This window comes from Fructilactobacillus sp. X3R2C1, from assembly GCF_059901235.1.
On sequence record NZ_JBWXVA010000001.1, the window covers coordinates 90,548 to 112,247 of the forward strand.

General features: G+C 39.9%; 23 protein-coding genes and 1 riboswitch. Of the genes, 5 read left to right on the top strand and 18 right to left on the bottom strand.

The window, feature by feature from the left end:
- Window positions 1–35: 35 nt before the first annotated feature.
- Entirely contained in the window at window positions 36–701 is a 666-nt protein-coding gene (locus tag AC6UDB_RS00500; protein WP_500708852.1) for a phosphatase PAP2 family protein, read from the bottom strand.
- 135 nt (window positions 702–836) lie between these two features.
- Between AC6UDB_RS00500 and AC6UDB_RS00505 the strand changes: the two genes are divergently transcribed.
- Window positions 837–1,688, top strand: a complete 852-nt coding sequence (locus AC6UDB_RS00505; RefSeq protein WP_500693528.1) for a sulfite exporter TauE/SafE family protein — start codon at window positions 837–839, stop codon at window positions 1,686–1,688.
- Complete coding sequence (locus AC6UDB_RS00510) at window positions 1,685–2,086, top strand: DUF1634 domain-containing protein (protein WP_500708853.1); 402 nt, start codon at window positions 1,685–1,687, stop codon at window positions 2,084–2,086. Before AC6UDB_RS00505 ends, AC6UDB_RS00510 begins: the two co-directional genes overlap by 4 nt.
- A gap of 60 nt (window positions 2,087–2,146) precedes the next feature.
- On the opposite strand, the gene AC6UDB_RS00515 is transcribed toward AC6UDB_RS00510, so the two are convergent.
- Genes AC6UDB_RS00515 through lysA form a run of 7 tightly spaced genes read right to left on the bottom strand, consistent with a single transcriptional unit; the run spans window position 2,147 to window position 9,317 of the window.
- Complete coding sequence (locus AC6UDB_RS00515; protein ID WP_500708854.1) at window positions 2,147–3,319, bottom strand: aminotransferase class I/II-fold pyridoxal phosphate-dependent enzyme; 1,173 nt, start codon at window positions 3,317–3,319, stop codon at window positions 2,147–2,149.
- A gap of 42 nt (window positions 3,320–3,361) precedes the next feature.
- Window positions 3,362–4,414, bottom strand: a complete 1,053-nt coding sequence (locus tag AC6UDB_RS00520) for an aspartate-semialdehyde dehydrogenase (protein WP_500708855.1) — start codon at window positions 4,412–4,414, stop codon at window positions 3,362–3,364.
- A 14-nt stretch (window positions 4,415–4,428) separates the two neighbouring features.
- On the bottom strand, window positions 4,429–5,208 hold the full coding sequence (dapB, locus tag AC6UDB_RS00525; protein WP_500695240.1) for a 4-hydroxy-tetrahydrodipicolinate reductase: 780 nt from the start codon (window positions 5,206–5,208) through the stop codon (window positions 4,429–4,431).
- Window positions 5,201–6,097 (bottom strand): 4-hydroxy-tetrahydrodipicolinate synthase, encoded by an 897-nt coding sequence (gene dapA / locus AC6UDB_RS00530; RefSeq protein ID WP_500708856.1) that lies wholly within the window; start codon window positions 6,095–6,097, stop codon window positions 5,201–5,203. The genes dapB and dapA overlap by 8 nt, the downstream gene beginning before the upstream one ends.
- Before the next feature lie 14 nt (window positions 6,098–6,111).
- Window positions 6,112–7,296 carry an N-acetyldiaminopimelate deacetylase gene (locus AC6UDB_RS00535; protein WP_500708857.1) on the bottom strand — a complete coding sequence of 395 codons (1,185 nt, stop codon included), beginning with the start codon at window positions 7,294–7,296 and terminating at the stop codon, window positions 6,112–6,114.
- Window positions 7,296–8,003 carry a 2,3,4,5-tetrahydropyridine-2,6-dicarboxylate N-acetyltransferase gene (gene dapD / locus AC6UDB_RS00540; RefSeq protein WP_500708858.1) on the bottom strand — a complete coding sequence of 236 codons (708 nt, stop codon included), beginning with the start codon at window positions 8,001–8,003 and terminating at the stop codon, window positions 7,296–7,298. Before dapD ends, AC6UDB_RS00535 begins: the two co-directional genes overlap by 1 nt.
- A 3-nt stretch (window positions 8,004–8,006) precedes the next feature.
- Entirely contained in the window at window positions 8,007–9,317 is a 1,311-nt protein-coding gene (gene lysA / locus AC6UDB_RS00545; protein ID WP_500708859.1) for a diaminopimelate decarboxylase, read from the bottom strand.
- 98 nt (window positions 9,318–9,415) lie between these two features.
- Window positions 9,416–9,589: riboswitch (Lysine riboswitch) on the bottom strand.
- Between the two features lie 147 nt (window positions 9,590–9,736).
- Here lysA and AC6UDB_RS00550 point away from each other — a divergent pair.
- Window positions 9,737–11,107: an aspartate kinase gene (locus AC6UDB_RS00550; RefSeq protein WP_500706305.1), complete on the top strand. Its 1,371-nt coding sequence runs from the start codon at window positions 9,737–9,739 to the stop codon at window positions 11,105–11,107.
- An 11-nt stretch (window positions 11,108–11,118) separates the two neighbouring features.
- Window positions 11,119–12,096, top strand: a complete 978-nt coding sequence (gene dapF, locus AC6UDB_RS00555) for a diaminopimelate epimerase (protein WP_500708860.1) — start codon at window positions 11,119–11,121, stop codon at window positions 12,094–12,096.
- Between the two features lie 41 nt (window positions 12,097–12,137).
- Here dapF and AC6UDB_RS00560 read toward each other — a convergent pair whose 3' ends face one another.
- A complete protein-coding gene (locus tag AC6UDB_RS00560; protein ID WP_500693517.1) occupies window positions 12,138–12,593 on the bottom strand; it encodes a threonine/serine exporter family protein in 456 nt (151 codons plus the stop codon).
- A gap of 8 nt (window positions 12,594–12,601) precedes the next feature.
- Window positions 12,602–13,387, bottom strand: coding sequence for a threonine/serine exporter family protein (locus AC6UDB_RS00565; protein WP_500693516.1), 786 nt, complete (start codon window positions 13,385–13,387; stop codon window positions 12,602–12,604).
- A gap of 153 nt (window positions 13,388–13,540) precedes the next feature.
- Between AC6UDB_RS00565 and AC6UDB_RS00570 the strand changes: the two genes are divergently transcribed.
- Window positions 13,541–13,891, top strand: a complete 351-nt coding sequence (locus AC6UDB_RS00570; protein ID WP_500695246.1) for a hypothetical protein — start codon at window positions 13,541–13,543, stop codon at window positions 13,889–13,891.
- A gap of 57 nt (window positions 13,892–13,948) precedes the next feature.
- Here the strand turns inward: AC6UDB_RS00570 and AC6UDB_RS00575 are convergent, their stop codons facing one another.
- From AC6UDB_RS00575 to coaA, 8 genes are all read right to left on the bottom strand, one after another.
- Window positions 13,949–14,842, bottom strand: coding sequence for a cation diffusion facilitator family transporter (locus AC6UDB_RS00575; protein WP_500693514.1), 894 nt, complete (start codon window positions 14,840–14,842; stop codon window positions 13,949–13,951).
- Window positions 14,843–14,864: 22 nt separating this feature from the next.
- On the bottom strand, window positions 14,865–15,305 hold the full coding sequence (locus tag AC6UDB_RS00580) for a nucleoside 2-deoxyribosyltransferase (protein WP_500693513.1): 441 nt from the start codon (window positions 15,303–15,305) through the stop codon (window positions 14,865–14,867).
- A 21-nt stretch (window positions 15,306–15,326) separates the two neighbouring features.
- Entirely contained in the window at window positions 15,327–15,728 is a 402-nt protein-coding gene (locus AC6UDB_RS00585) for a hypothetical protein (RefSeq protein WP_500693512.1), read from the bottom strand.
- Between the two features lie 57 nt (window positions 15,729–15,785).
- Window positions 15,786–16,670: an RluA family pseudouridine synthase gene (locus AC6UDB_RS00590; RefSeq protein ID WP_500708861.1), complete on the bottom strand. Its 885-nt coding sequence runs from the start codon at window positions 16,668–16,670 to the stop codon at window positions 15,786–15,788.
- Window positions 16,671–16,724: 54 nt separating this feature from the next.
- Window positions 16,725–17,912, bottom strand: a complete 1,188-nt coding sequence (locus AC6UDB_RS00595) for an MFS transporter (RefSeq protein WP_500693510.1) — start codon at window positions 17,910–17,912, stop codon at window positions 16,725–16,727.
- 106 nt (window positions 17,913–18,018) lie between these two features.
- Window positions 18,019–20,181, bottom strand: coding sequence for a heavy metal translocating P-type ATPase (locus AC6UDB_RS00600; protein ID WP_500708862.1), 2,163 nt, complete (start codon window positions 20,179–20,181; stop codon window positions 18,019–18,021).
- 14 nt (window positions 20,182–20,195) lie between these two features.
- Window positions 20,196–20,639, bottom strand: coding sequence for a CopY/TcrY family copper transport repressor (locus AC6UDB_RS00605; RefSeq protein ID WP_500708863.1), 444 nt, complete (start codon window positions 20,637–20,639; stop codon window positions 20,196–20,198).
- Between the two features lie 143 nt (window positions 20,640–20,782).
- Window positions 20,783–21,697, bottom strand: a complete 915-nt coding sequence (coaA, locus tag AC6UDB_RS00610; RefSeq protein WP_500695250.1) for a type I pantothenate kinase — start codon at window positions 21,695–21,697, stop codon at window positions 20,783–20,785.
- Window positions 21,698–21,700 lie beyond the last annotated feature (3 nt).

Consider the following 21,700-nt stretch of genomic DNA (forward strand, 5'->3'; position numbering starts at 1 on the left):
TGATAAGTTAACGATTATCAATCACTTTCATGAAATTAGTAAATTGTATTCTGAAAAATCTTTGTTGTACTTAGCTTCTTGGCCCACTTTACGTACCCATATTCACAAACTTGAAGCCATGTGTAAGCAATTAAGGCGGCACCAACGGTATCTGAAGGAAAATGGGCATTCAGATAAACCCGTGAGATCATCACTAGGAAAAGAACAATTGCTAAAATAGTTCTAATAATCCATTTAGTTGATTGTCGATTAATCATTGGAACCACTATGATCCACAGGACGCTAATCACTAGAAAAGCTCCTAAAACATGTCCACTAGGATAACTAAAGCCAGTGTCCCCCGGCAAATGCATTGAAGGACGGGGCTTGGCTACGATGTGTTTAATCACAAATCCAATGGCATCTCCACCAAAAACCAGTACCAACGAAAAGAATGCCGGTATTTTATACTTAAACCACCACAACAAAACAGCAATTATAAGTATCCACACAATATCCATCTTGGGACTCGCGACAAAACTAATCATTGAGAAAATTGTTTCTTCAAATGAAGACGGGTACCCTTGAATGGTTCCAATTATCATTGAATCTAAAAAGTCAACGTAGCCAAAACTCATTTTGACTCCAATCGTCAGGATTAACGATAAGAGAAACGCAATTGTTAATTTGTACGGACGACTAACGTCCCTTCCAATCATCATAAATGCCATACCTCCAAGAATTCATATAAAAAAAGTATAACATAATATCGATTAGCCGATTGAGAGAAGCACCAAAATCGCCGTGATTAGTGTGATATAATTGCACCATGAATTTTACAGATTGGAGTTTTATTAATGATTCATAGCCTTATTATCATGTTACTGGTAGGAGTTTTTGCGGGTGTTCTGGGTTCAATCCTAGGAATCGGTGGTGGGATGATCATTACACCGGTTTTAACCATCGGATTTAATCTCGACATTAAGTATGCGATTGGTGCAAGTATCATTGCCGTGATTGCTACCAGTTCAGGAGCAACGATCGCCTATCTAAAAGACAACGTCTTAAACTTACGGGTAGCCATGTTTCTAGAAATTGCTACTTCCATTGGGGCCGTTGCCGGTGCTTTACTAACTGGAGTGATCAATCCAATCTTTCTCTACATTTTATTTGGCCTGTTACTCTTCTTTTCCGGTTTAAATATGGTTAAAAAGATTTGGGGCAAACAGGTTCAAACGAATACAACCAGTGAAGATAAAATTGCAAAAGAACTCAAGCTAAATGGTTCTTACTACGATAAAAACCTAAAAAAGCAGATTGACTATAAGGTAACAAACGTTCCAGCTGGTTTAACCGTAATGTTTGGTGCTGGAATTGCCAGTGGTTTACTGGGAATTGGATCAGGTGCCTTTAAGGTGATTGCGATGGACACTTTCATGAAGATGCCACTCAAACCATCAAGTTCCACCAGTAATTTAATGATGGGGGTCACGGCAGCAGCGAGTGCCACCATTTACTTTTTTAACGGATCAATTTTGCCTCAGATTGCCGTCCCACTGGCGCTTGGAATTATCGTTGGAGCAACCGTCGGGTCGCGTGTGATGCAAATCATGCCTTCCAAATTAATTCGAATTATTTTTATTCCCATCCTAATTTACCTTGGCGTTCAAATGATTCTTAAAGGATTTGGGGTGAACTTCTTATCATGAGCACTCAAAATAATGTAAATCAAAGTGAGAAAAATCAAGAAGCTGAAAATATTCGAATCGAAAAAATTATCGGAAAAATCATGCGTATCGGCGTGATTATTTCCGTCATCATCATGGTCTTTGGACTTTTCTTGTACCTTGTTACCGGAACAACGGGGTTTGGCAGTCACTATTACCTAACCTCCTTTGGTCAACTGCTAAAGGGAATCATTCAATTAAAACCCTATTCCATCATGATGTTAGGCGTTTTTGCTTTGATCCTAACGCCGGTTCTAAGGGTGGTCGTATCAATCTATTCATTCTATAAAGAACACGATAAGATGTACGTCATCATTACTACCATCGTCTTCATCATCTTGATGATTAGTTTTTTCCTTGGAACGTACCTGCACCTTTAAACAATTTTAAACAAAAGCGGAATTAGACAAATGTCTAATTCCGCTTTTTTAATAATTACATTAACTTAAATAATTTCCCATCCGACTTAGTGCTTCCTTTAAATCATCACTAGAAGCAGCGTAGGAAATCCGAACGTGGCCTTTACCACCGTCACCAAACGCTGATCCGGGAATTACCCCAACTTTAGCGTTTTGCGCTAAATCCTTGGCAAAACGAACGTCATCATTTCCATAATTTGCTGGAATTTTTACGAAAATATAAAACGCTCCGGTAGGATCAATCGGATCAAGCCCCATCTTCTTTAGCCGGAAAATGGCCTCATCCCGATTCTTTTGGTATTCATCTCGCATCGAAAAAGCATCATCCATCCCATTCTTAAGTGCCTCAAGTGCACCATACTGAGCAGGGTCTGATGGTGACGAAACTAAATAACCATGCATCTTATTAGCCTGAGTGATAAATTCAGCGGGTCCAACCGTGAACCCCAGTCGATAACCAGTCATTGCGTGAGATTTAGACACTCCATTAATTACAATCGTTTGATCAGGTAAATACTCTGCCAGTGAATGATGTTTAATACCATAGGTTAACTCACTATAGATCTCATCGGTAATCACAAAGAGTGAATGTTGTTTCAGAATTGGGACAAGGGCTTTTAACTGCTCTGGTGTGTATTCAACCCCCGTTGGATTATTTGGATAATTTAAGATCAACGCTTTAGCACTGGGATGATTTGAGAGTGCCTCATCCAATTCTTTAGGTGTTAAAACAAAATCAGAAGTGGACGTATCAATAAACACGGGTTTCCCACCAGCAAAACGTACTAATGACTCGTATAGGGGATAGAAAGGTGCTGGAATCAAAACTTCATCGCCAGGATTAACCGTGGAAAGAATCGACGAAGCAAGCGCTTCGGTTGCTCCCATATTAACCATTACTTCAGTATTAGGATCATACTTTAAATTATATTTCTTTGCCATAAAGTTGCTGATGGCATCTCTTAAAGATTTGATTCCTTTATGAGGAGAATAATGCGAGTGATTATCTTCAATACTCTTCATCATTGCTTTTTTAACGTGTTCAGGGGTGTTAAATCCTGGTTCTCCCACTGATAGCATAATCAACCCGTCAATATCAGATATCGACTCCGAAAAAGCTCGAATTGCTGATGGTTGCAGTTGAGTTAAATTCTTGTTAAACCGATTTTGCAAGTTTTCATTTAAAGTAGGCATGTTAATCCTCTTCCCTATCATCATCGTCAAGAAATTCAATCATTAAATTAAATCTCTTTTAACTAATTCTTCGCCAATTTCAACCGTATTTAGTGCAGCACCCTTTAATAAATTGTCGGCTACTACCCACATATTATAGGCATCACCATTTTCTTGGTCCGGTCGAACTCTTCCGACATATGTATCTTCTTTGCCAGCAGCGTCGATTGGTTGTGGGTAGAGTTGTTTTTTGGGATCATCTTTAAGAGTTACTCCCGGAGCATCATTTAAAATCATTTGGATCTTTTCACGACTGGCGGCTTTTTCATCCTTGACCGTGAAATAAACTGACTCACCGTGACAAATCTCCACTGGAACTCTGACACAGGTAGCGGTCACCTTAATATCTCCAGAATCCATATCATTCAGCATGATTTTCTTCGTTTCGTGAATCATCTTCCACTCTTCGTGAGTATAACCGTCTTTTTCAAACACATCGATTTGGGGCAAGAGGTTGAACGCTAGCGGATAATGTTCCTTTTCACCTTTGACCGGGAAAATGTGAGCATCCATCTTTTTGCCATCAAGGTGTTCTTGCGCTTCATCTTTTAATTCATCAAGTCCACTCTGACCGGCACCTGAAGCAGCTTGATAAGTAGAAACAATAATTTGTTTCAACCCAAACTGCTTTCTAACCGGCTCTAACGCTACTACCATTTGAATGGTGGAACAGTTTGGATTGGCAATGATCCCATGATGATTCTCTAAAGCATCTGGGTTCACTTCTGGCACAACCAGGGGAACATCCGGGTCCATTCGAAACGCACTCGTGTTGTCAACTGCAACGGCACCACGCTTCACGGCTTCCGGTAACAATTTTTTGGAAACCGAACCGCCAGCTGAAGCAAGGACTAAATCAACACCGTTAAATGAGTCGGGAGTAGCCTCTTCGACGGTTAACTCGTCACCTTGATACTCGAGCTTTTTCCCAGCGGATCTTGTAGAAGCCAACAATTTCAGACTTTTAACCGGGATACTTGATTCAGCTAACTTATCCATGAGACGTGTTCCAACGGCACCAGTGGCACCTAAAATTGCGACATTATACTCTTTCATTACTACTTGCCCCTCTATAAAATATTTTCTAATCCAACAACTAACCCATCTAAACCGTCAACTCTCTCAATGGCAACTTTTAAACCATTCATAAATGAATCACGATCAAAAGAATCTTGACGAATAGTGAGTGCTTCACCATCTCCGCCAAACAGCACCTGTTCATGAGCAACATATCCGGGAAGTCGAACGGAATGAATCGGAACTCCATCATACTCAGCTCCGCGAGCACCCTTTAGGGTTTCCTCAGTGGATAAAGCTTTGGGTCGTTTCTTTCTTCCCTCACTGATTAACTTTGCGGTATTAATGGCGGTCCCAGACGGAGCATCTTTTTTATCCTGATGATGCATCTCGATCACCTCTGCATTAGGGAAATACTGAGCTGCCTCTTTAGCAAATTTCATTAACAATACCGCTGAAATTCCAAAGTTCGGTGCAATAATCCCACTCACATTTTCATTGTCCGCTAATTTTTGCAACTCAGCTAGTTGATCATCACTTAACCCACTGGTTCCAATAACCGGATGAATCCCATGATCCAAGGCAAATTTAGTGTTTGGATAAGCTGCTTTTGGAACCGTAAAATCAACCCAAACGTCTACATCTGGTCCCTTAATCTGATCAAAATCGTTATAAACTTTTACGTCTTTTGGTAAATCATAACTTTCAGGACTCAAATCGTTCGCTTTCGGGTCATATACGCCTATCAAATTAAAATCACCATTCTTTTCAATCATCTTAACGGCCTTTTGGCCCATTGAGCCACGAAAGCCCGCTACTAATACTTTAATCATTTAAAATGTCTCCTAAAGAATCAACGTCTAGTGCTTTTGCCAATTCATTTTTCTCATCTTGATTTAGGGTTGCAATTGGTAAACGACAACCACCCACATTTAAACCATTAGCATTTAAAGCGGCTTTAGTTGGTGACGGGGAAGGATACATAAATAAAGCTTGCATCTTTGGCGTTAACCAACGCTGTAGTTTCCCGGCAGCTTTAAAGTCACCTTGATCTAAATCATCGTACATTTCCCTTAATTGCTTACCATAGACATGAGAAGCAACCGAAATCACTCCATCACCACCAAGCATCTTAGTTGCTAGTGCTTGTGGATCTTCACCACTGTAAACCAGAAAATCATCTGGAGTGTTGGAAATGATGTATTCCATATCAGGAAGTGAGCCACACTGCTTAATTCCAGCAATGTTATTGTATTCGGATAATTCCACGACCGTTTCCTTATTCATGTTCACGCCCGTTCGTCCAGGAATGTTATAGATGATGATTGGTTTATCTGAATGATCGGCAACGTACTTAAAGTGTTCCTTCATGCCCCGTTGGTCGGGTTTGTTGTAATAAGGCACAACCACCAAGCCATAATCAATCCCATCTAATTGCATCACTTTCTGGTTAAACTCAGCCGTTTGTCGGGTATTGTTTGAACCAGTCCCTGCAATTACCGGATACTGATCGCCCACAATCTTGCCAAATTCACCGTACAGTTTTAATTTTTCGTCTTCAGATAATGTCGGAGTTTCACCAGTCGTTCCGCCGACCACAAATCCATTGGTCCCCGTATCAACCAAATGTTTAATCAGCTTCTTAAGCCGTGTAATATCAACCTCACCGTCATTGCCAAACGGGGTGACGATGGCCGTTAATAAATCTGCTTTTTCTACCATGATTATGATCTCCCCTATTTTTTTGTTCCTTGTTGCATTCGATAATTCAAAAATCCGATAATGGCTCTACTTCCAATCGCAATTGCCTTTGGATTGGGGGTAAGCGTCGCCTCATGAAGCTGAGACTTTGGGTCACCAATTCCCAACCAAAACATTGTTCCGGGGATTTTTGACAACAAATAACCAAAATCTTCTCCCGTCATTGCGGGCATCGTGTTAATAAAATCAACGTTTTTTTGCTTTTCCATGTAATCAATAAAATTACTGGTTAACTTCGGATTATTCTCAACTGGCAAATAACCGCCCTGATTCAGGTTGAGTTTAACCTGACAGTCGTAACTCACTGAAATCCCATTAGCGACTTCTTTTAACCGCTTATCAATCAACTCAATCATTTTCTGGGTCAGACCCCGAATCGTTCCTTCAATTCGAGCATGACCAGCGATCACATTTCGAATGGTACCGGCTTCCATTTTTCCAAAGGTAACAACCCCGCCTTCAATCGGATCAACACTCCTTGATACAATCGTCTGAACCTGATTAATAAACTGACTGGCGGCCACAATCATGTCGTTTGCATCCTGCGGATAAGCAGCATGACCACTTTTTCCGATCAGGTCAACGTTGACCTCGGTTGTCCCAGCGAACAGTGTACCCATCCGACAACCGATTGCCCCAACAGGAAGCTGGGGGTTGTCATGTAGACCATAAAATTCATCTGGATGCCACTTCCCGGTAAAAATACCGTCCTCGTATGCCACTTTACCGCCATTTTCACTTTCTTCAGCTGGTTGAAAAAAAACTAACAAATTATCTTGGGGTTGATGAGCAGCATAGTAATTCAGGATACTCAACGCAACCGTCATGTGGATATCATGACCACACGCATGCATCACGCCATCATTTTTTGACACAAACGTTAAATTCGTTTTTTCATTAACTGGTAACGCATCAATATCCGTTCGGTATCCAATGGTACGCTTGGGATCAGTTCCATGGACCAGCACCAAAATCGCCGTTGGTAACTTTTCTGGTACATTAACTTCCATGTAGTCCGTTTTAAACTTATCAATGACTTCTTTTAGATATTCATGGGTCTGAAACTCATGCATTGCTAATTCTGGGATTTGGTGAAGATGACGATAAATTTCAAGAAGATCATCGTCACTCAACTTGGTCGGGTTATCTGACACATTCATCACTTCCTTAAGTCGTCTTCAAGTTTAGTCTTAGACTTGGTCTGAGTGTCGATGTCCTTGATCTTTTTAGCAGGAACCCCGGCTACCATGGTATTAGGTTCAACATCATGCAAAACCACTGAGCCAGCAGCAATCACTGCACCCTCACCAACATGAACGCCTTCAATCACAACTGCATTAGCACCAACTAAGACGTTATCGTCAATTCGAACCGGTTTAGCACTAGCTGGTTCAATCACACCGGCCAAAACAGCACCAGCACCGATGTGACAATGCTTTCCAACGATCGCACGACCACCCAGGATGGTCCCCATGTCAATCATGGAATCATCACCAATCTCAGCTCCAATGTTGATTAATGCTCCCATCATTATGACAACATGCTTTCCAATTGAAACCTGATCACGAATAATCGCACCGGGTTCAATCCGAGCGTCCAAATTCTTGGTATCAAGTAATGGAACGGCAGAATTTCTAGCGTCACTTTCGATTTCATAATTACTAATTAATTTTTTATTTTTTTTCAGAAATTTTGAAACGTTGGTCCAGTCACCAAAAATGACACCAGTTTTGTTAGTGGTAAAATTCTCAATTCCCCTAGGAAATTTGATTTTTCCTAACTTGCCTTTCAAATAAACCTTGACTGGGGTCTTTTTGTCTGAGTTAGAAATAAATTTAATGATTGATTGTGCATCTAATTGTACCATCTTCTAGTTCTCCTTTAATTTCTTATCTAAGTGGATCAGGTCCGCATAACTCTCACGTTGGACCGCTAATTGTGCTTTACCATTTTCAACAAACACAACGGCTGGCCGTGGATTTCGATTATAGTTGGAAGCCATTGAGTAGCCATAAGCCCCGGTGTTAAAGATTACAAAAATGTCTCCCAGTTGGCTCTTTGGGAGCGGTTGATTCTTAATCAAGATATCACCTGATTCACAGTATTTCCCGGCAATTCGGACGGTTTCAACCGGCTTTCCATCAACATTGCCTGCAAGAGCGCCTTCATAGTCTGCTTCATATAAAGCTGGCCGAATGTTATCACCCATCCCACCATCAACGGAAACGTACGACTTAATCCCGGGGACATCTTTTCTGGAACCAATTGTGTACAAACTATAACCTGCTGAACCGACGATTGAACGGCCCGGTTCAATCCAAATTGATGGAGTTGGTAAATCAGCCTCAATCGTTTTTTCTTTAATCTCATCCACAATGGCTGAAACGAAGTCCTCTGGGGCGACGGGATGTTCTTCGTCGGTGTATTGAATACCAAAACCACCACCAACGTTGATTACTTTCGCCGTGTAATCAAAATCGTCATGCCAGTGCTTCATTACATCAACAAGTTTATCGGCAGCTCCCACAAAGCCTTCGGGTGAAAAAATCTGAGACCCAATGTGAGCATGAACCCCTTTCATATTCATTCGCTTCTCAGAAAGGACCTTTTGTAAAGCTTCATCAGCTTGTCCTGATGCCAGATCGAATCCAAACTTACTGTCGACCTGACCCGTTTGGATGTACTCATGAGTATGAGCTGAAATACCAGGGGTAATCCGTAACATCACGTCGATGTTTTTATCTTGCTCTTCTAGCACGTCGTGGAGTAACTCAATTTCATGGAAATTATCCAACATAATCGTTCCCACTCCGTTTTTGACAGCCATCGTTAGTTCGTCTTTTGATTTATTGTTGCCGTGAAAACTGACCCGTGCCATCGGAAAATCAGCTTGAAGCGCAGTGTACAACTCACCACCGGAAACTACGTCAATTCCAGCTCCCTCTTGCTTCACAATTTGATACATTCCAACCGTGGCAAACGCCTTACTAGCATAATTAACCGAGTATTTAACTTTACGGTCCTCAAAAACCCGTTTAAATTTTTCAATTTGACTCCTGATCTTACTAACGTCATAAACCTCTAGGGGTGTTCCATATTCTTTTGCTAAATCACTGGCCTTAATCCCACCAATGTACAAATCATGATTTCTTATGTCTTGCTTATCAATAACCGACTTCATCTCACACCTCTTAAATAATTTATAAAAAAAGATCTTTTTGCTCAGGAGTTGAACAAAAAGATCTAAAAATAATTAATTTGACATTATTTGATCAAATATTCTTGAATAGCTCCCCGCAGAATATCTGCGACAGTCCGCGATTTATTAAATCACGTCCCAGCACCAGTGCCACTACTCTGACAGAGTGCTTCGGCAAACAACCCTTTCACTAACTTCTTCGACGAGTAAATCTCCATTAGCTAATCTTGTTACCTGCAACCTCTATTTAAATTTGTTAAAAATATAACCCATTTTGACCTATTCGTCAATTAATATCATCTAAATTAATAATTATTTCACATATTTTGGGTTCCAAGATTGATAAATTAAAAATTAATGCTACAATTCAACTTAATTAAATTCTTAAGGATGAATAATTCATGAAAGTAACCAAATTCGGCGGAAGCTCACTAGCTAACGGAACCCAATTTCAAAAGGTAATTAATATCATCAAATCAGATCCAGATCGGAAGGCAGTCGTTGTTTCTGCTCCCGGAACTCGCTTCAAGGGTGACGTAAAAGTTACCGACTTATTAATCGAGTACGCTAACAAAGTTCTTGACCATGAAGACTTTTCTGACATTCTTAATCAAATTATTGATCGCTATCAAGAAATTGGTGAATCATTTAACGTTCAGACGAAACAGATTAACCAAATTGTCTCACAGTTAAGAGAATTACCTAATCAATCGTTTCTGGATTCTGCTCATCTAATGAGTACCTTTAAAGCTCAGGGAGAGTACCTCAACGCGCAAATGTTGACGATGATTTTAAACCAACTTAAAATTCCTGCAAGATTTATGGATCCAAAAGAAATTGGTTTTAAAGTCACCGGCGACGTTGCCGATGCGCAAATCAATCCAGTTACCTACGGAAACATCAGAAGATTTCGTGACGTTAAAGAAAAAATGATCTTTCCAGGATTTTTTGGGGTCAATGACGATAATCAAATCGCTACCTTTTCAAGAGGTGGTTCCGATATTACCGGCTCAATCGTAGCTCGTGGGCTTCAAGCTGATCTATACGAAAACTTTACCGATGTCAACGCGATCTATTCGGTTGACCCGCGGGTGGTTAAAAACCCGAAAGCTATCGACGTAATGACTTATAGAGAAATGAGAGAACTCTCGTATGCTGGTTTCTCAGTCTTTCATGATGAAGCCATCATTCCAGCAATTCAGGTCGGAATTCCGATCAACGTGAAAAATACATCGGCCCCTGATTTACCCGGAACCTTGATTGTTCCTGAAAATAAATTTCAGCCAACTCGCGTAATTACCGGGGTAGCCAGTGCCAAGCACTTCTCAGCACTGTACATTCATCGCTACCTGCTTAACAAACAAGTGGGTTTTACCCTTAAGATTCTCAAAATTCTGTACAAATACAACGTGTCGTACGAACACATGCCTTCTGGAATCGATGACCTGACCATTATCTTTGATAAGGCCCAACTAAATGACCATATCGTCAAAGAAATTACGAGAGAAATCAAAGATGCCCTTCATCCCGATCAAATTCGTTGGATTAATGACTATGCCATTATTATGATCGTTGGCGAGGGAATGCAGTCTGATAATCACACCATTGAAAAAATCATTCGGCCCCTAACCGACAATGGCATCTCCATTCATATGATTAATCAAGGAGCTTCCAAGATTTCCGTGATGCTTGGAACTGACATTAAAGATTCAGATAAAGCCGTCAAGCTAATTTACAGAAACTTCTTTGACAACAACCGACTAATTTATTAGGAGACTAAATTATGACTAAATTACTTAAAGTACACGGATCCGAAAATCAATTCTTTATTTTGGATCAAACCGAATTAGACCAAAAACTAACTGACTCGGAACTTAAAAAACTTGCTCAAACCATTTCAGACCCCAAAAATCACATTTTAAACGGCGCCGATGGGGTCTTGGTGGTTGATTCATCAAGCCATCCCAATGCACTGGGAAAAATGCGAGTCTTTAACGCCGATGGCAGTGAAGCTTCAATGTGTGGAAATGGACTTCGGACCGTTTCTCGGTACTTGTCACAAAAGTTTGGTCAGGATGCTTTCAAGGTTGAAACCAACGATGCAGATCTAGATGTGACAAAAGAAAGCGACATTGCACCTGGGGTTCCCGCCTTTAGTGTCCAGATCTCACCAATTTCATTTGACGCTAAGAGTCTGCCCCTTGAAAATATCAAAACACCACTGTTAGATCAGCCAGTCAATGATTTCATTTCTGGATTAGATTATTCAGCGGTCGCAGTGCCTAATCCTCATCTCATTAGTTTTATGAGTATGGATCAAGTTAAATCAGACGATTTAGTTAAGCTAGGCAAAATGCTAAACGGAAAAAACAAGTACTTTACGGACGGCGTCAACGTTAGTTTTGCTAACGTTATGGATCAAAATGAACTTTTCGTTCGAACCTTCGAACGGGGTGTAGGTCTTACAAATGCCTGTGGGACTGGAATGACGGCCACCAGTCTAATTTACGAAATCTTAACTCATGATTCGGACTTTGACGAAACCGTCAATATTTATAATCCAGGTGGGATGGTAAAAACTCACATAAAACGCAGTGGGGTTCACTACGATCTTCATTTGATTGGAAATGCGACTTTTACTAATGAGTTAAATATTAGTGAAGGTGACCTAAGAAACGCCAACCTCGATAATATTCAAATCACCGATACCGGTGAGGAGCAGGATTATCAAGACTTTGTCAAACAGCTTCAAACTAACTAAAAACCACATTGGCCGCTTGTCAATGTGGTTTTTACTTTCAATTAAGATACGATTCCTTTCAAAAGATGGGTGATGTGAAAGAACAGTTGAATCGCCAACTCGGCTAGTAAGAACCCAATCGCCAACGCTCCTGCAATCATCGCGACTTGCATTAAGTAAACAAACGCTAAGTGCGTGTTGCCCGTTGCAATGTATTTCATAACTTCATACGCCTGTCCACCGGGAACAAGCGGAACTAACGCTGGAATGTTAAAAACGATGATTGGCATTTTTTTGTACCGAGCTGCCAGCATTCCCAAGATCCCAATCGTAAACGCTCCAAAGACGTTTCCACCAACGTAACCACCAAAAATCGAATTGTAGGTTAGGTACACTAAATAGCTGGCAACCCCCACCAATCCACCTAGATTAAGAGCACGCGGTGGCACGTTGATCAAAATTGCAAAACAAAGGGTGGCAACGTAAACTCCAATTATTTTCACTAAAATTTCAATCATAAACACCCCTATCCAAACCACTTCAAAGCAAGTGCCACTCCAAATCCTAAAGCACACGCTCCCATAATGGCTTCCATTGCTCTAGCTGGTCCACTAACAAGGTTGCCAGACATTAAATCTCGGACCGCATTAGTAATTTGGACGCCAGGAACAAGCGGCATCACACTCCCAATAATCATATTATCCACACCACTTCCAAGTCCCAACTTTCGGGCTAGCATGGCTAACATGCCAATTGAAATGGCCGCAGTAAATTCGTTTATAAACTCAACTTTCACGATACGATTCAAATAGTCAAAAATAATCCAACCTAACATCCCAATCAGACAGGTAATAAAGAATACCGAATAATCACCACGAAAAACCACTTCAATGGATCCTGAAAGGACCGCAGCCGCTAACATTTTCATCCAATACGGAAAATAAGTATCCAGATCACTAACGTGTTGCAATTCTTGATAGAACTGCTCTAACGTTGTCTTGTGTTCCGCAAAGCGTCGCGATAAATCGTTCACAGCCGTGATTTTTCTTAAGTCAAAAGCCCGCTTATCAATCTCAGTAATCTGAGTTTCTGAATTATCATTAACGGAAATCATAATTCCAGTAATCGTAATGTAAGTCTTCAAGTTTGGCATCCCAGCATTTCGTGCGATTCGCTTAATGGTGTCATTAACTCGTGTCATTTCTGACCCATTTTCAATCATGATTTTACCCGCCAACATACAGGTCTTAATGACCAAGTCACTATAATTACGAAAACGAGAATCCGGATCCAGTTGATTCTTCCCAAACATGCGACTCACCCCTTTTCTTTAATATTTCTAGCATATCAAAATATAAGTAAAAAATCTCATTGAGTTTTCGTTACAAAAAAACTATTTTACGAATGGTATCCAGACAGATATAATTAAATTAGATTTGTAACGGTATCATACAGGAGGAAAAATATGAGTGACAATGTAAAGTTTAGTGATTTAAGTGAGCAGGGCCAAAAAAAGGTTGTTAACGATTTTGTTCCTTTCTACATCAAACTATTTAGGAACAACAACCTGGAAGTTATGAGTACTTTTGACGGTGAATCTGGTGTAATTGCTGATTTAAACCGTGAAATCGTCACTCTGAGTAATAATAGTCCACGAGACGTTGTCGCTGACATCATTGAACTTGACTATGGTGATTTCGCAATCCTTTTAAGTAAATTAAGTCAGACTTACTTTGAAAACGGTAACCCCACCACTGATTGGTCAGAATGGTATGTTAACGAAACCAATAAATTAGATCCAGACAGCACTTTATAGATCACTTTAAAATCACAAAAAAACAGTTTCTTTCTCTAGTAGAAAGAAACTGTTTTTTTATATGTCTTTGCCGTTATCGTAAAATAAATCATCATGTCTTCCCCGGTCAACTTCTGGTTGAATCGTGACATGGTCAATGTGATACTTACTCTTCAATAATTTATTAATCTTATCGTAAATTAATTGGACCTGATCTAAGGGCATATTTTTCATATTAACGTGAGCCGAAAAAACGATGCTGTTTTCATCCACCATCATCGCATGCACGTGGTGAACACCAGTCACCCCATCAATTTTTAATAGATCTTTTTTAATGGCAGCATAATTCAGTTTGGGTGCACTTTCCATCAAAATCCCCACCGTTTTCCTAATGATGGGCCAACTCTCCCACATAATGTAAAGTGCCACTAGGATGGTCACAATTGGATCCACAATTGTCCAATTCAAGAAAGCAATTAAGATTCCACCAATGATAATTCCAAGCGATGACAACGAATCACTCAACAAGTGGAGGTAGGTGGCTCTCATGTTCAAGTTGTGCTTAGCGCCTTTATTTAACAAAAAAGCAGAAAAGAAGTTGGCCACAGTTCCGACAACTGCAACCACCAGCATTACTGGCCCATTAATTGTTTCTGGATGTGAAATTCGCTTAACAGCTTCAATAATCAAAAAAAGCGAAATTAAAATCAAAAACAATGAATTCAAGAACGCCGAAATAATTTCAGCTCGTTTAAAGCCATAAGTGTTCTGTTTGGTTTGTTGTTTTTTACTTATTCGATGAGCAATATAGCTTAATACAATTGAAATGGAATCCCCCAAATTATGGAAGGCGTCCGAAAGAAGTGACAAACTTCCCGAAAAGATCCCACCCAAAAATTCAAGAATCGTAATGACTGCATTTAATACCGTTACTTCGAAAAATCTCATTCCAGATAATTGATCATTATTCATAATCTTTCTCCTTTAATTCGACTTAAAAAATGTTCCCTGTATAGTGACTCTCTGGCATCTTAGTAAAATCATAAGCCTGGAGTTGCTCGCCGTTTTTCAGGTAAGCATGCAAACTTTCTGAGATCATTAGGTTAAGTGGTTCATCCTTTTGCTGAAAGACCACAACGGGCTTTCCCATTTGAACCCCCGCACCAATCTCATACGCAGTGCCACTATCAACATTACTACCACCAAAATCAACCACAGCCACCACTGCTTTAGCTGCTTCTAGATTTTCCATGTCACGATGATAGATCTCGTTCGCCCACGGAAGGGTAAACTGCTCATTTTCAGCGTCCTGATGTTTACGTGGCGAATAAAAATCAGTCACCGTTGGATTTGCCTCTAATGCGTGTTCAACAACTTCAATTCTTTGAATTTGTTCGTTACTAAAAAATGGACTTGCTAAATAAATTTGAGCCATGTTAACTCTCCTATTTTCTGTTTAGTCTTCTACCATTCGCCATTCACCCTCGCCAGCTTTTGAAATTAAATTCAAAAAGTGAAGAGCTTCTTTCGCTTGGTCCTGATCGTGTTTATATAATTCGTTTAATCCGGCACCCGTATTAACTGGTCGTGACAGATCAAACTGACCTTTTTTACCAGACTGACCAGTTGCCATTGCTACCACAATCTCGCCACTATTAACCCTGGTGACAATGAAAAAAATGGTAAAATCATCGTCTTTTTTCATGTAAGCAGGCATTGCCCAAATGTCATCAGCAATTTGCTGCATCTCATAATCTTTGAACTTATAGTCAAGGTGATTCTTCTCATTCACCGGCTTATTAAGTACAAACATCATTTTATCAAAGGATTTTTCACCTAACTGGATGTTATCTTCCACGGAACATTCTCCTTACTTTACTAACTTTATTGTAGCAAATTTTAAAAAATTTACATACTAATTTTTGGAAATTACCTTTTCCATATCATCAGGCAACTTGGCTTCAAAACTTAACTGCCGTCCTTGAAACGGATCAAAGAAAGAAAGCGTAAAAGCATGTAACGCCTGGCGTTTAATTCCCCGATCAAGTGGACCATGATAAAGTCCATCACCAAGTAGCTGGTGACCAATCGATGTCATGTGAACCCGAATCTGATGGGTACGCCCAGTGTGAAGTTTAATTTCTAATAGTGATGCATCACTTAAGTCTTTTTTAACCCAGTATTCCGTCTGTGCGGCTTTTCCCAACGTAGTCACTTGTCTCGCAAAGTTATCACCAATTCGCCCAATTGGTTGGTCAATGATTCCGTGCTTTTGTGTCATTTTGCCAGAAACGATTGCTAGGTATCGCTTATCAATTTCATGACGATTCAGCTCTTCATTGGCATAACTATTTGCCAAACGATTTTTAGCAACTAAGACCACTCCACTAGTAAACCGATCCAAACGTGTAATAATGTGTGGTCGTAAATTTGCGGCCTCTTCGTTTATTAAATAGCCCTTAATCCGATTCACCAGTGTATCGGATTGGTTGCTTGGGCCTGGAACCGACGTTAACCCAGCTTCTTTATTAACCACTAGCCAATTCTCATCTTCGTAAATTACATTAATTGGTTCAAAACTAACCGCAATTCGTGGATCAGATAATTCATTTGGGAGAAAGACAGAGACGACATCATCAAAGGAAACGTTAACCGACGGCTTGACGGTCTTAGCATTAATCTTAAAAGCATTTTTCGCTCGCTTTAAGTCTGCATACATCCGATGACTAATCCCATGTTGACTCAAAAAGGCCTTGAGCGATATGGGACTAGTATGAGAACTTTTAAAATTAACTTTCATGGTTTTTTGCTCCTTTGACCAAAATAAATAAGGCGATGCATCAGATGCACTGCCCTAATTAAATATTTTTCTGCGTAAAAATTTAATATCCCATACACCAACGGCTCCCATAGCTAGTAGAATAATTCCACAAACCACAAAGGTTAATGCGGGCTTATTGGAACTAAATACCGAATCAATCCCACCTAAAGCAATCGGCGCTAAAAAGATTCCACAATTACTACCAATCAACAAGATGGAAGTGGTTAAGTTCAGAGTTCCTTTGGATGAAATTTCAGTTGCAATGTTTAAAATGTAGGAAACCACAATCGCATCAAGAAAAGTTACTAGGAAAAAGCCAAGCGCCGCACTAAAGAACGAGTGTGATAACCCAATCCATAGCTGACAAAATCCACTAGCAATAATTCCGACGGGCAATAAATATTTCTTCAACTTCATCAGTGCCATACTGAAGACTATACCACCAACTAAACCAAAGATTGGCGCAATACTGATAACAACCGCTGACTGTTGTGTGGAACCAATCCCGGTTCCTTCAATAAATTCAGCAATTCGAACGGTGGCACCCACATACGTAATTTGATATCCAGCAAGTAGCATGGTCCAGAAAAGAACATCAGTATTAATCTTTGGAAAGTATTTGTTTTTTCGTTCCGCTTGATAATGTTCCACTTTTGGTGGTGACGGAACAAAGAAGAAAAACAAGATGGCAACCGGAAATGCCAAGGTATAAATTAGAAAAGCACTATGCCAACCAAAATCAACTAGTAATGCACCAGCAACGTACGCTGAAATGGCATTACCCAACATCTCAAATCCACTTCTAACTCCCATCAGTTGATTCTTTTCTTTTCCCTTAAAGAAGGTTCCAATCAGACTAACGGCCAGTCCATTCAACAAACCAAGTCCAATTCCAAAAGCAAATCGTGAAATAAGCATTACATAATAATTAGTAACAAAAATAGGAATCACTCCAGCGATTCCGCTGACCAGCAACCCGAGTATAACGGTTCTTTTGGCACCAATCTTTTTAGCAATCCAACTACTTCCAAGCAAGAAGATGATCACTGCTAAAGCTGGCATGGTGGCAATTAACTCAATACTTGAATATGAATGCCCTGGAAATGCACGCTGCCATTGTGGTACTTCCGCTGAAACTGACAGTGATGACGCTAAAACTAACGAAACCGCCAACAACGAAAACTTCATCATCGGGGAATACTTTTTCTTTTGTTGATCCATGAACACCCACCATCCCTTGTTACTTAATTTATTACTTAATGGATCGATTATACAAAAAAAGAGTGGCAAATGAAAGCCACTCTTGCTTAATCGACTAATTAATTGTTTATTCTTTAATCTTTCCCATATGAAGGGTGAAAGCATTCACAGCCACAATGATGGTTGAAGCTGACATAATCAAGGCCCCAACGGCTGGCGAAAGGATAATTCCAATTGGAGCTAAGATCCCAGCAGCAAGTGGCATTGCAATGATATTGTAGCCAGCTCCCCACCAGAGGTTTTCAACCATTTTCCGGTTAGTTGCTCTGGCAAGATCCAAGAAGTCAATGATATCTTCTGGATCACTTCTAACCAAAACAACGTCAGCTGATTCGATGGCAATATCAGTTCCAGCACCGATAGCCACTCCAATGTTAGCACGTGACAAACTGGGAGCGTCATTGATACCATCACCAACCATCATGACATCATTGCCTTTGCTCTGGTACTCTTTGATGATTTCTTCCTTGTTTTGAGGGAGAAGTTCCGAACGGTAATCAATATCACCCAACTGATGAGCAACTCGCTTAGCGGCCAAGTCATTATCACCAGTGAGCATCACAGGAGTAATGTTCATTCTTCTAAGTGCCTTAATTAAGTCAATTGACTTAGGACGAAGAACATCTCCCTGAGCAATCACCCCAAGTACTTTATCATCACTTACCAAGTAACTAATCGAATTGCCCTGACTAGCAAGATTATCAAATTGTTTATGATCGTAGTCCAAGTGATTATCAGTCAGATACTTAGCGGTTACAATCTTATACTCTTTTCCATCAATTTGTCCCGTTAGTCCAACTCCCTGAATGGCTTGGACGTTTTTGGCTGGGACGACGGAAACTTGCTCCTTTTTAGCCTTAGCTAGGATTCCAGCAGCTAAAGGATGACTAGAATTAGCTTCAAGATCAGCAAATTTAGTCAAAAGTTCTTCGTTACTCATATCGGAATCAGAGATTACATCATTGACTTGAAAGACTCCTTCAGTCAGAGTCCCAGTCTTATCCATAAAGACGTAATCCAAACGTTTAACCTCTTCAATTGACTGACGATTTCTGATTAACAGTCCATTCTGAGCGGCAATTGAGGTACTTCTGGCCACAACTAGTGGGATCGCTAATCCTAAAGCGTGAGGACATGCGATAACTAGGACCGTAATCATTCGTTGCAGTCCATAACTTAATCCACTTAGGATCGTCCAAACGACCAATGCTAGGATTCCAATGATCAGGGCACCATAGAACAACCAGCGTGAAACCTTGTCAGCTAACGTTTCCGCCTTTGACTTTTCCTTTTGGGCGGCTTGCACCATTTTAATAACTTGAGCTAAGTATCCATCTTTTGCAGTGGCAGTAACCTTGACTTGCATACTACCATCACCGTTGACGGATCCACCAATTACTTTACTTCCCTTTTTCTTAGTGACTGCCTTCGATTCACCAGTTACTAAGGCTTCGTTTACAGCACTAGTTCCAGAATCAACCACGCCGTCAGCTGGAACTTTTTCACCCGGTTGCACCAAAACAATGTCGCCAGCTTTTAACTGGTCTAGTTGAATATCCTTAGTTTCTCCGTTAGATTCAACCAAATGGGCTGTGCTTGGAAGGAGTGCAGCCATCTTTTTAAGCGCATCGCCAGCATTCATGACCGCATCCATTTCAATCCAGTGACCTAGTAGCATAATGACAATCAAGCTTGCTAGTTCCCAGAAGAAATTCATCACATGACCGTTTGGATTAATGAAGGTATTCATAATAAAAGCATACAAACTATAAAAGTACGAAGCTGAAATACCTAGTGTAATCAACGTCATCATTGCTGGAGCATGACTTTTCAACTCATTTTTGGCTCCACTAAAGAATGGTTGACCACCATAAAAGAACAGAATGGTTGAAAGAATCATTACAATCCAATCAGACCCCGGAAAAGTAATCTGAAACGGCAACTTCATCCCCATAAACGGAGAAAGTAATAAGATGGGAATCGTAATAATCAATGAAATCCAAAAGCGCCGTTTGAAGTTTCCCATGTTCATCATGTGGCCGCCGCCCATATCCATTGAACCGTTTCCCATGTTCATAGATCCATGATCCATTTTCATTTTAGAATTACCCTTCATGTTCATTTGACTATTATCATTGTCTTTGGGGTTCATATTTTTCATATTATGGTTATCATGATTCATATTCATTTTCCCCATTGAATCATGTTTTCCATTGTCCATATCCTTCATTAAAAAGCTCCTTTCTATTGACAATCCATGCCCATATCGCCTGGTAAACAGTTACAATCCACTTTATCGGGGGCGGTTTTTAGCTTTTGTCTCAAAACTTCACCCAACTTGTGAATATCACTCTTACTAATCTTACTTTGGCTAATCAAATCCATAATGGTCTGGCCTTTACGCATGTCGCACATTTGTTCAAAAAGTTCTTCAGCACTTAGATTCATCGCATTCTGTTCGTTAACAGTGGGCGAATAAACGAAATAGCCTCCCTTTTTAGAACGAGTTAACAAACCTTTCTTAACCAATCGACTAAGTAACGTTTTAATCGTTGACTCTTTCCAATCACGTTTTTTCGTAATCGTGTCAATGATTTTTCGTGATGAGCTATCTCCCATCGTCCAAATCAACCGCATAATTTGCCATTCAGCGGGCGTAATTTCTTCAATTTTTTTGGTTTGATCCAAATAATTCACCTCCAATTCATGGTTTACATCTGTAAATTCAATGTTAATCATAATCTACATCTGTAAACTTTGCAACCATTTAATCTATTTCTCAATAAAAAATCGCTCAATCATTGAATTATAACGATCGAGCGATTTTTATTTTAATATTTCCTAAGATAAACTTTATCAACGATATGCCCCACACCTTTATGAATAATAAGGTTGGCTCTTTCACGTGTTGGTAAAATGTACTCCTTTAAGTTCGGTAAATTGACGGTTTTCCAAACGTTTCCCGCCATTTTAACCGCCTGTTCTGGCTCCTCTTTTGCGTACTTATAGTAATAATTAGTTGGATCCTGAAAAGCCGTTTTCATTAACTTCTTAAAACGATTAAGGTACCAAGTCTCAATCAGATCTGGATTAGCATCGATATAGATCGAAAAATCAGTAAAATCACCAATATAGAGTTTCTGATGATCAGGAATTTGAAGCGTGTTAATTCCTTCAATGATTAAAATGTCGGGATTAGTGATGACATCATAACGATGAGGAATAATGTCATACGTTTGATGAGAGTAAACTGGTGCTTTTACTTCTTTCACACCGGCCTTAATCTTAACCAAAAATTGAATCAATGATTCCATGTCATAGCTTTCAGGAAACCCTTTACGATCAAGAATGCCTTTTTCTTTTAAGACTTTCGTTGGATACAAAAAACCATCAGTCGTGATTAGTTGCGTCTTCATATCTGGTAATAAATCGGTAAAAAGGTATTGAAGCAAACGCGCTGCGGTTGATTTCCCCACAGCTACACTTCCCGAAATTCCGATGATAAATGGAATTTTAGGCGTTTTACGTTTTAGAAAATCACTTTCAGTAAGCTCCCAATCTTGGTAATGCTTAGAAGCCAGTTCTAATAAACGTACCAATGGCATGTAAATATCAGAAACATCATCAAGTGAGATCTGATCATTAAAGGCCTTTAATCTTTCCAAGTTAGCCTGTGTAATTGGAGCAGATTCATTTGGATAAAACTGTTTCCATTCATTTTTACTGAATTCATAGAAATCCTTCAACAA

Excerpts from the sequence above, each read along its gene's own strand:
- AC6UDB_RS00570 (WP_500695246.1), top strand. The coding sequence starts at position 13,541 with ATGAGTGACAATGTAAAGTTTAGTGATTTAAGTGAGCAGGGCCAAAAA.
- dapA (WP_500708856.1), bottom strand. The coding sequence starts at position 6,097 with ATGGTAGAAAAAGCAGATTTATTAACGGCCATCGTCACCCCGTTTGGC.
- AC6UDB_RS00520 (WP_500708855.1), bottom strand. The coding sequence starts at position 4,414 with ATGAAAGAGTATAATGTCGCAATTTTAGGTGCCACTGGTGCCGTTGGA.
- AC6UDB_RS00580 (WP_500693513.1), bottom strand. The coding sequence starts at position 15,305 with ATGGCTCAAATTTATTTAGCAAGTCCATTTTTTAGTAACGAACAAATT.
- dapD (WP_500708858.1), bottom strand. The coding sequence starts at position 8,003 with ATGGTACAATTAGATGCACAATCAATCATTAAATTTATTTCTAACTCA.
- AC6UDB_RS00500 (WP_500708852.1), bottom strand. The coding sequence starts at position 701 with ATGATGATTGGAAGGGACGTTAGTCGTCCGTACAAATTAACAATTGCG.
- AC6UDB_RS00600 (WP_500708862.1), bottom strand. The coding sequence starts at position 20,181 with ATGAAGGATATGGACAATGGAAAACATGATTCAATGGGGAAAATGAAT.
- AC6UDB_RS00505 (WP_500693528.1), top strand. The coding sequence starts at position 837 with ATGATTCATAGCCTTATTATCATGTTACTGGTAGGAGTTTTTGCGGGT.
- dapB (WP_500695240.1), bottom strand. The coding sequence starts at position 5,208 with ATGATTAAAGTATTAGTAGCGGGCTTTCGTGGCTCAATGGGCCAAAAG.
- AC6UDB_RS00575 (WP_500693514.1), bottom strand. The coding sequence starts at position 14,842 with ATGAATAATGATCAATTATCTGGAATGAGATTTTTCGAAGTAACGGTA.
- AC6UDB_RS00515 (WP_500708854.1), bottom strand. The coding sequence starts at position 3,319 with ATGCCTACTTTAAATGAAAACTTGCAAAATCGGTTTAACAAGAATTTA.
- lysA (WP_500708859.1), bottom strand. The coding sequence starts at position 9,317 with ATGAAGTCGGTTATTGATAAGCAAGACATAAGAAATCATGATTTGTAC.
- AC6UDB_RS00560 (WP_500693517.1), bottom strand. The coding sequence starts at position 12,593 with ATGATTGAAATTTTAGTGAAAATAATTGGAGTTTACGTTGCCACCCTT.
- dapF (WP_500708860.1), top strand. The coding sequence starts at position 11,119 with ATGACTAAATTACTTAAAGTACACGGATCCGAAAATCAATTCTTTATT.
- AC6UDB_RS00550 (WP_500706305.1), top strand. The coding sequence starts at position 9,737 with ATGAAAGTAACCAAATTCGGCGGAAGCTCACTAGCTAACGGAACCCAA.
- AC6UDB_RS00595 (WP_500693510.1), bottom strand. The coding sequence starts at position 17,912 with ATGGATCAACAAAAGAAAAAGTATTCCCCGATGATGAAGTTTTCGTTG.
- AC6UDB_RS00510 (WP_500708853.1), top strand. The coding sequence starts at position 1,685 with ATGAGCACTCAAAATAATGTAAATCAAAGTGAGAAAAATCAAGAAGCT.
- AC6UDB_RS00565 (WP_500693516.1), bottom strand. The coding sequence starts at position 13,387 with ATGTTTGGGAAGAATCAACTGGATCCGGATTCTCGTTTTCGTAATTAT.
- AC6UDB_RS00590 (WP_500708861.1), bottom strand. The coding sequence starts at position 16,670 with ATGAAAGTTAATTTTAAAAGTTCTCATACTAGTCCCATATCGCTCAAG.
- AC6UDB_RS00535 (WP_500708857.1), bottom strand. The coding sequence starts at position 7,296 with ATGAATGTGTCAGATAACCCGACCAAGTTGAGTGACGATGATCTTCTT.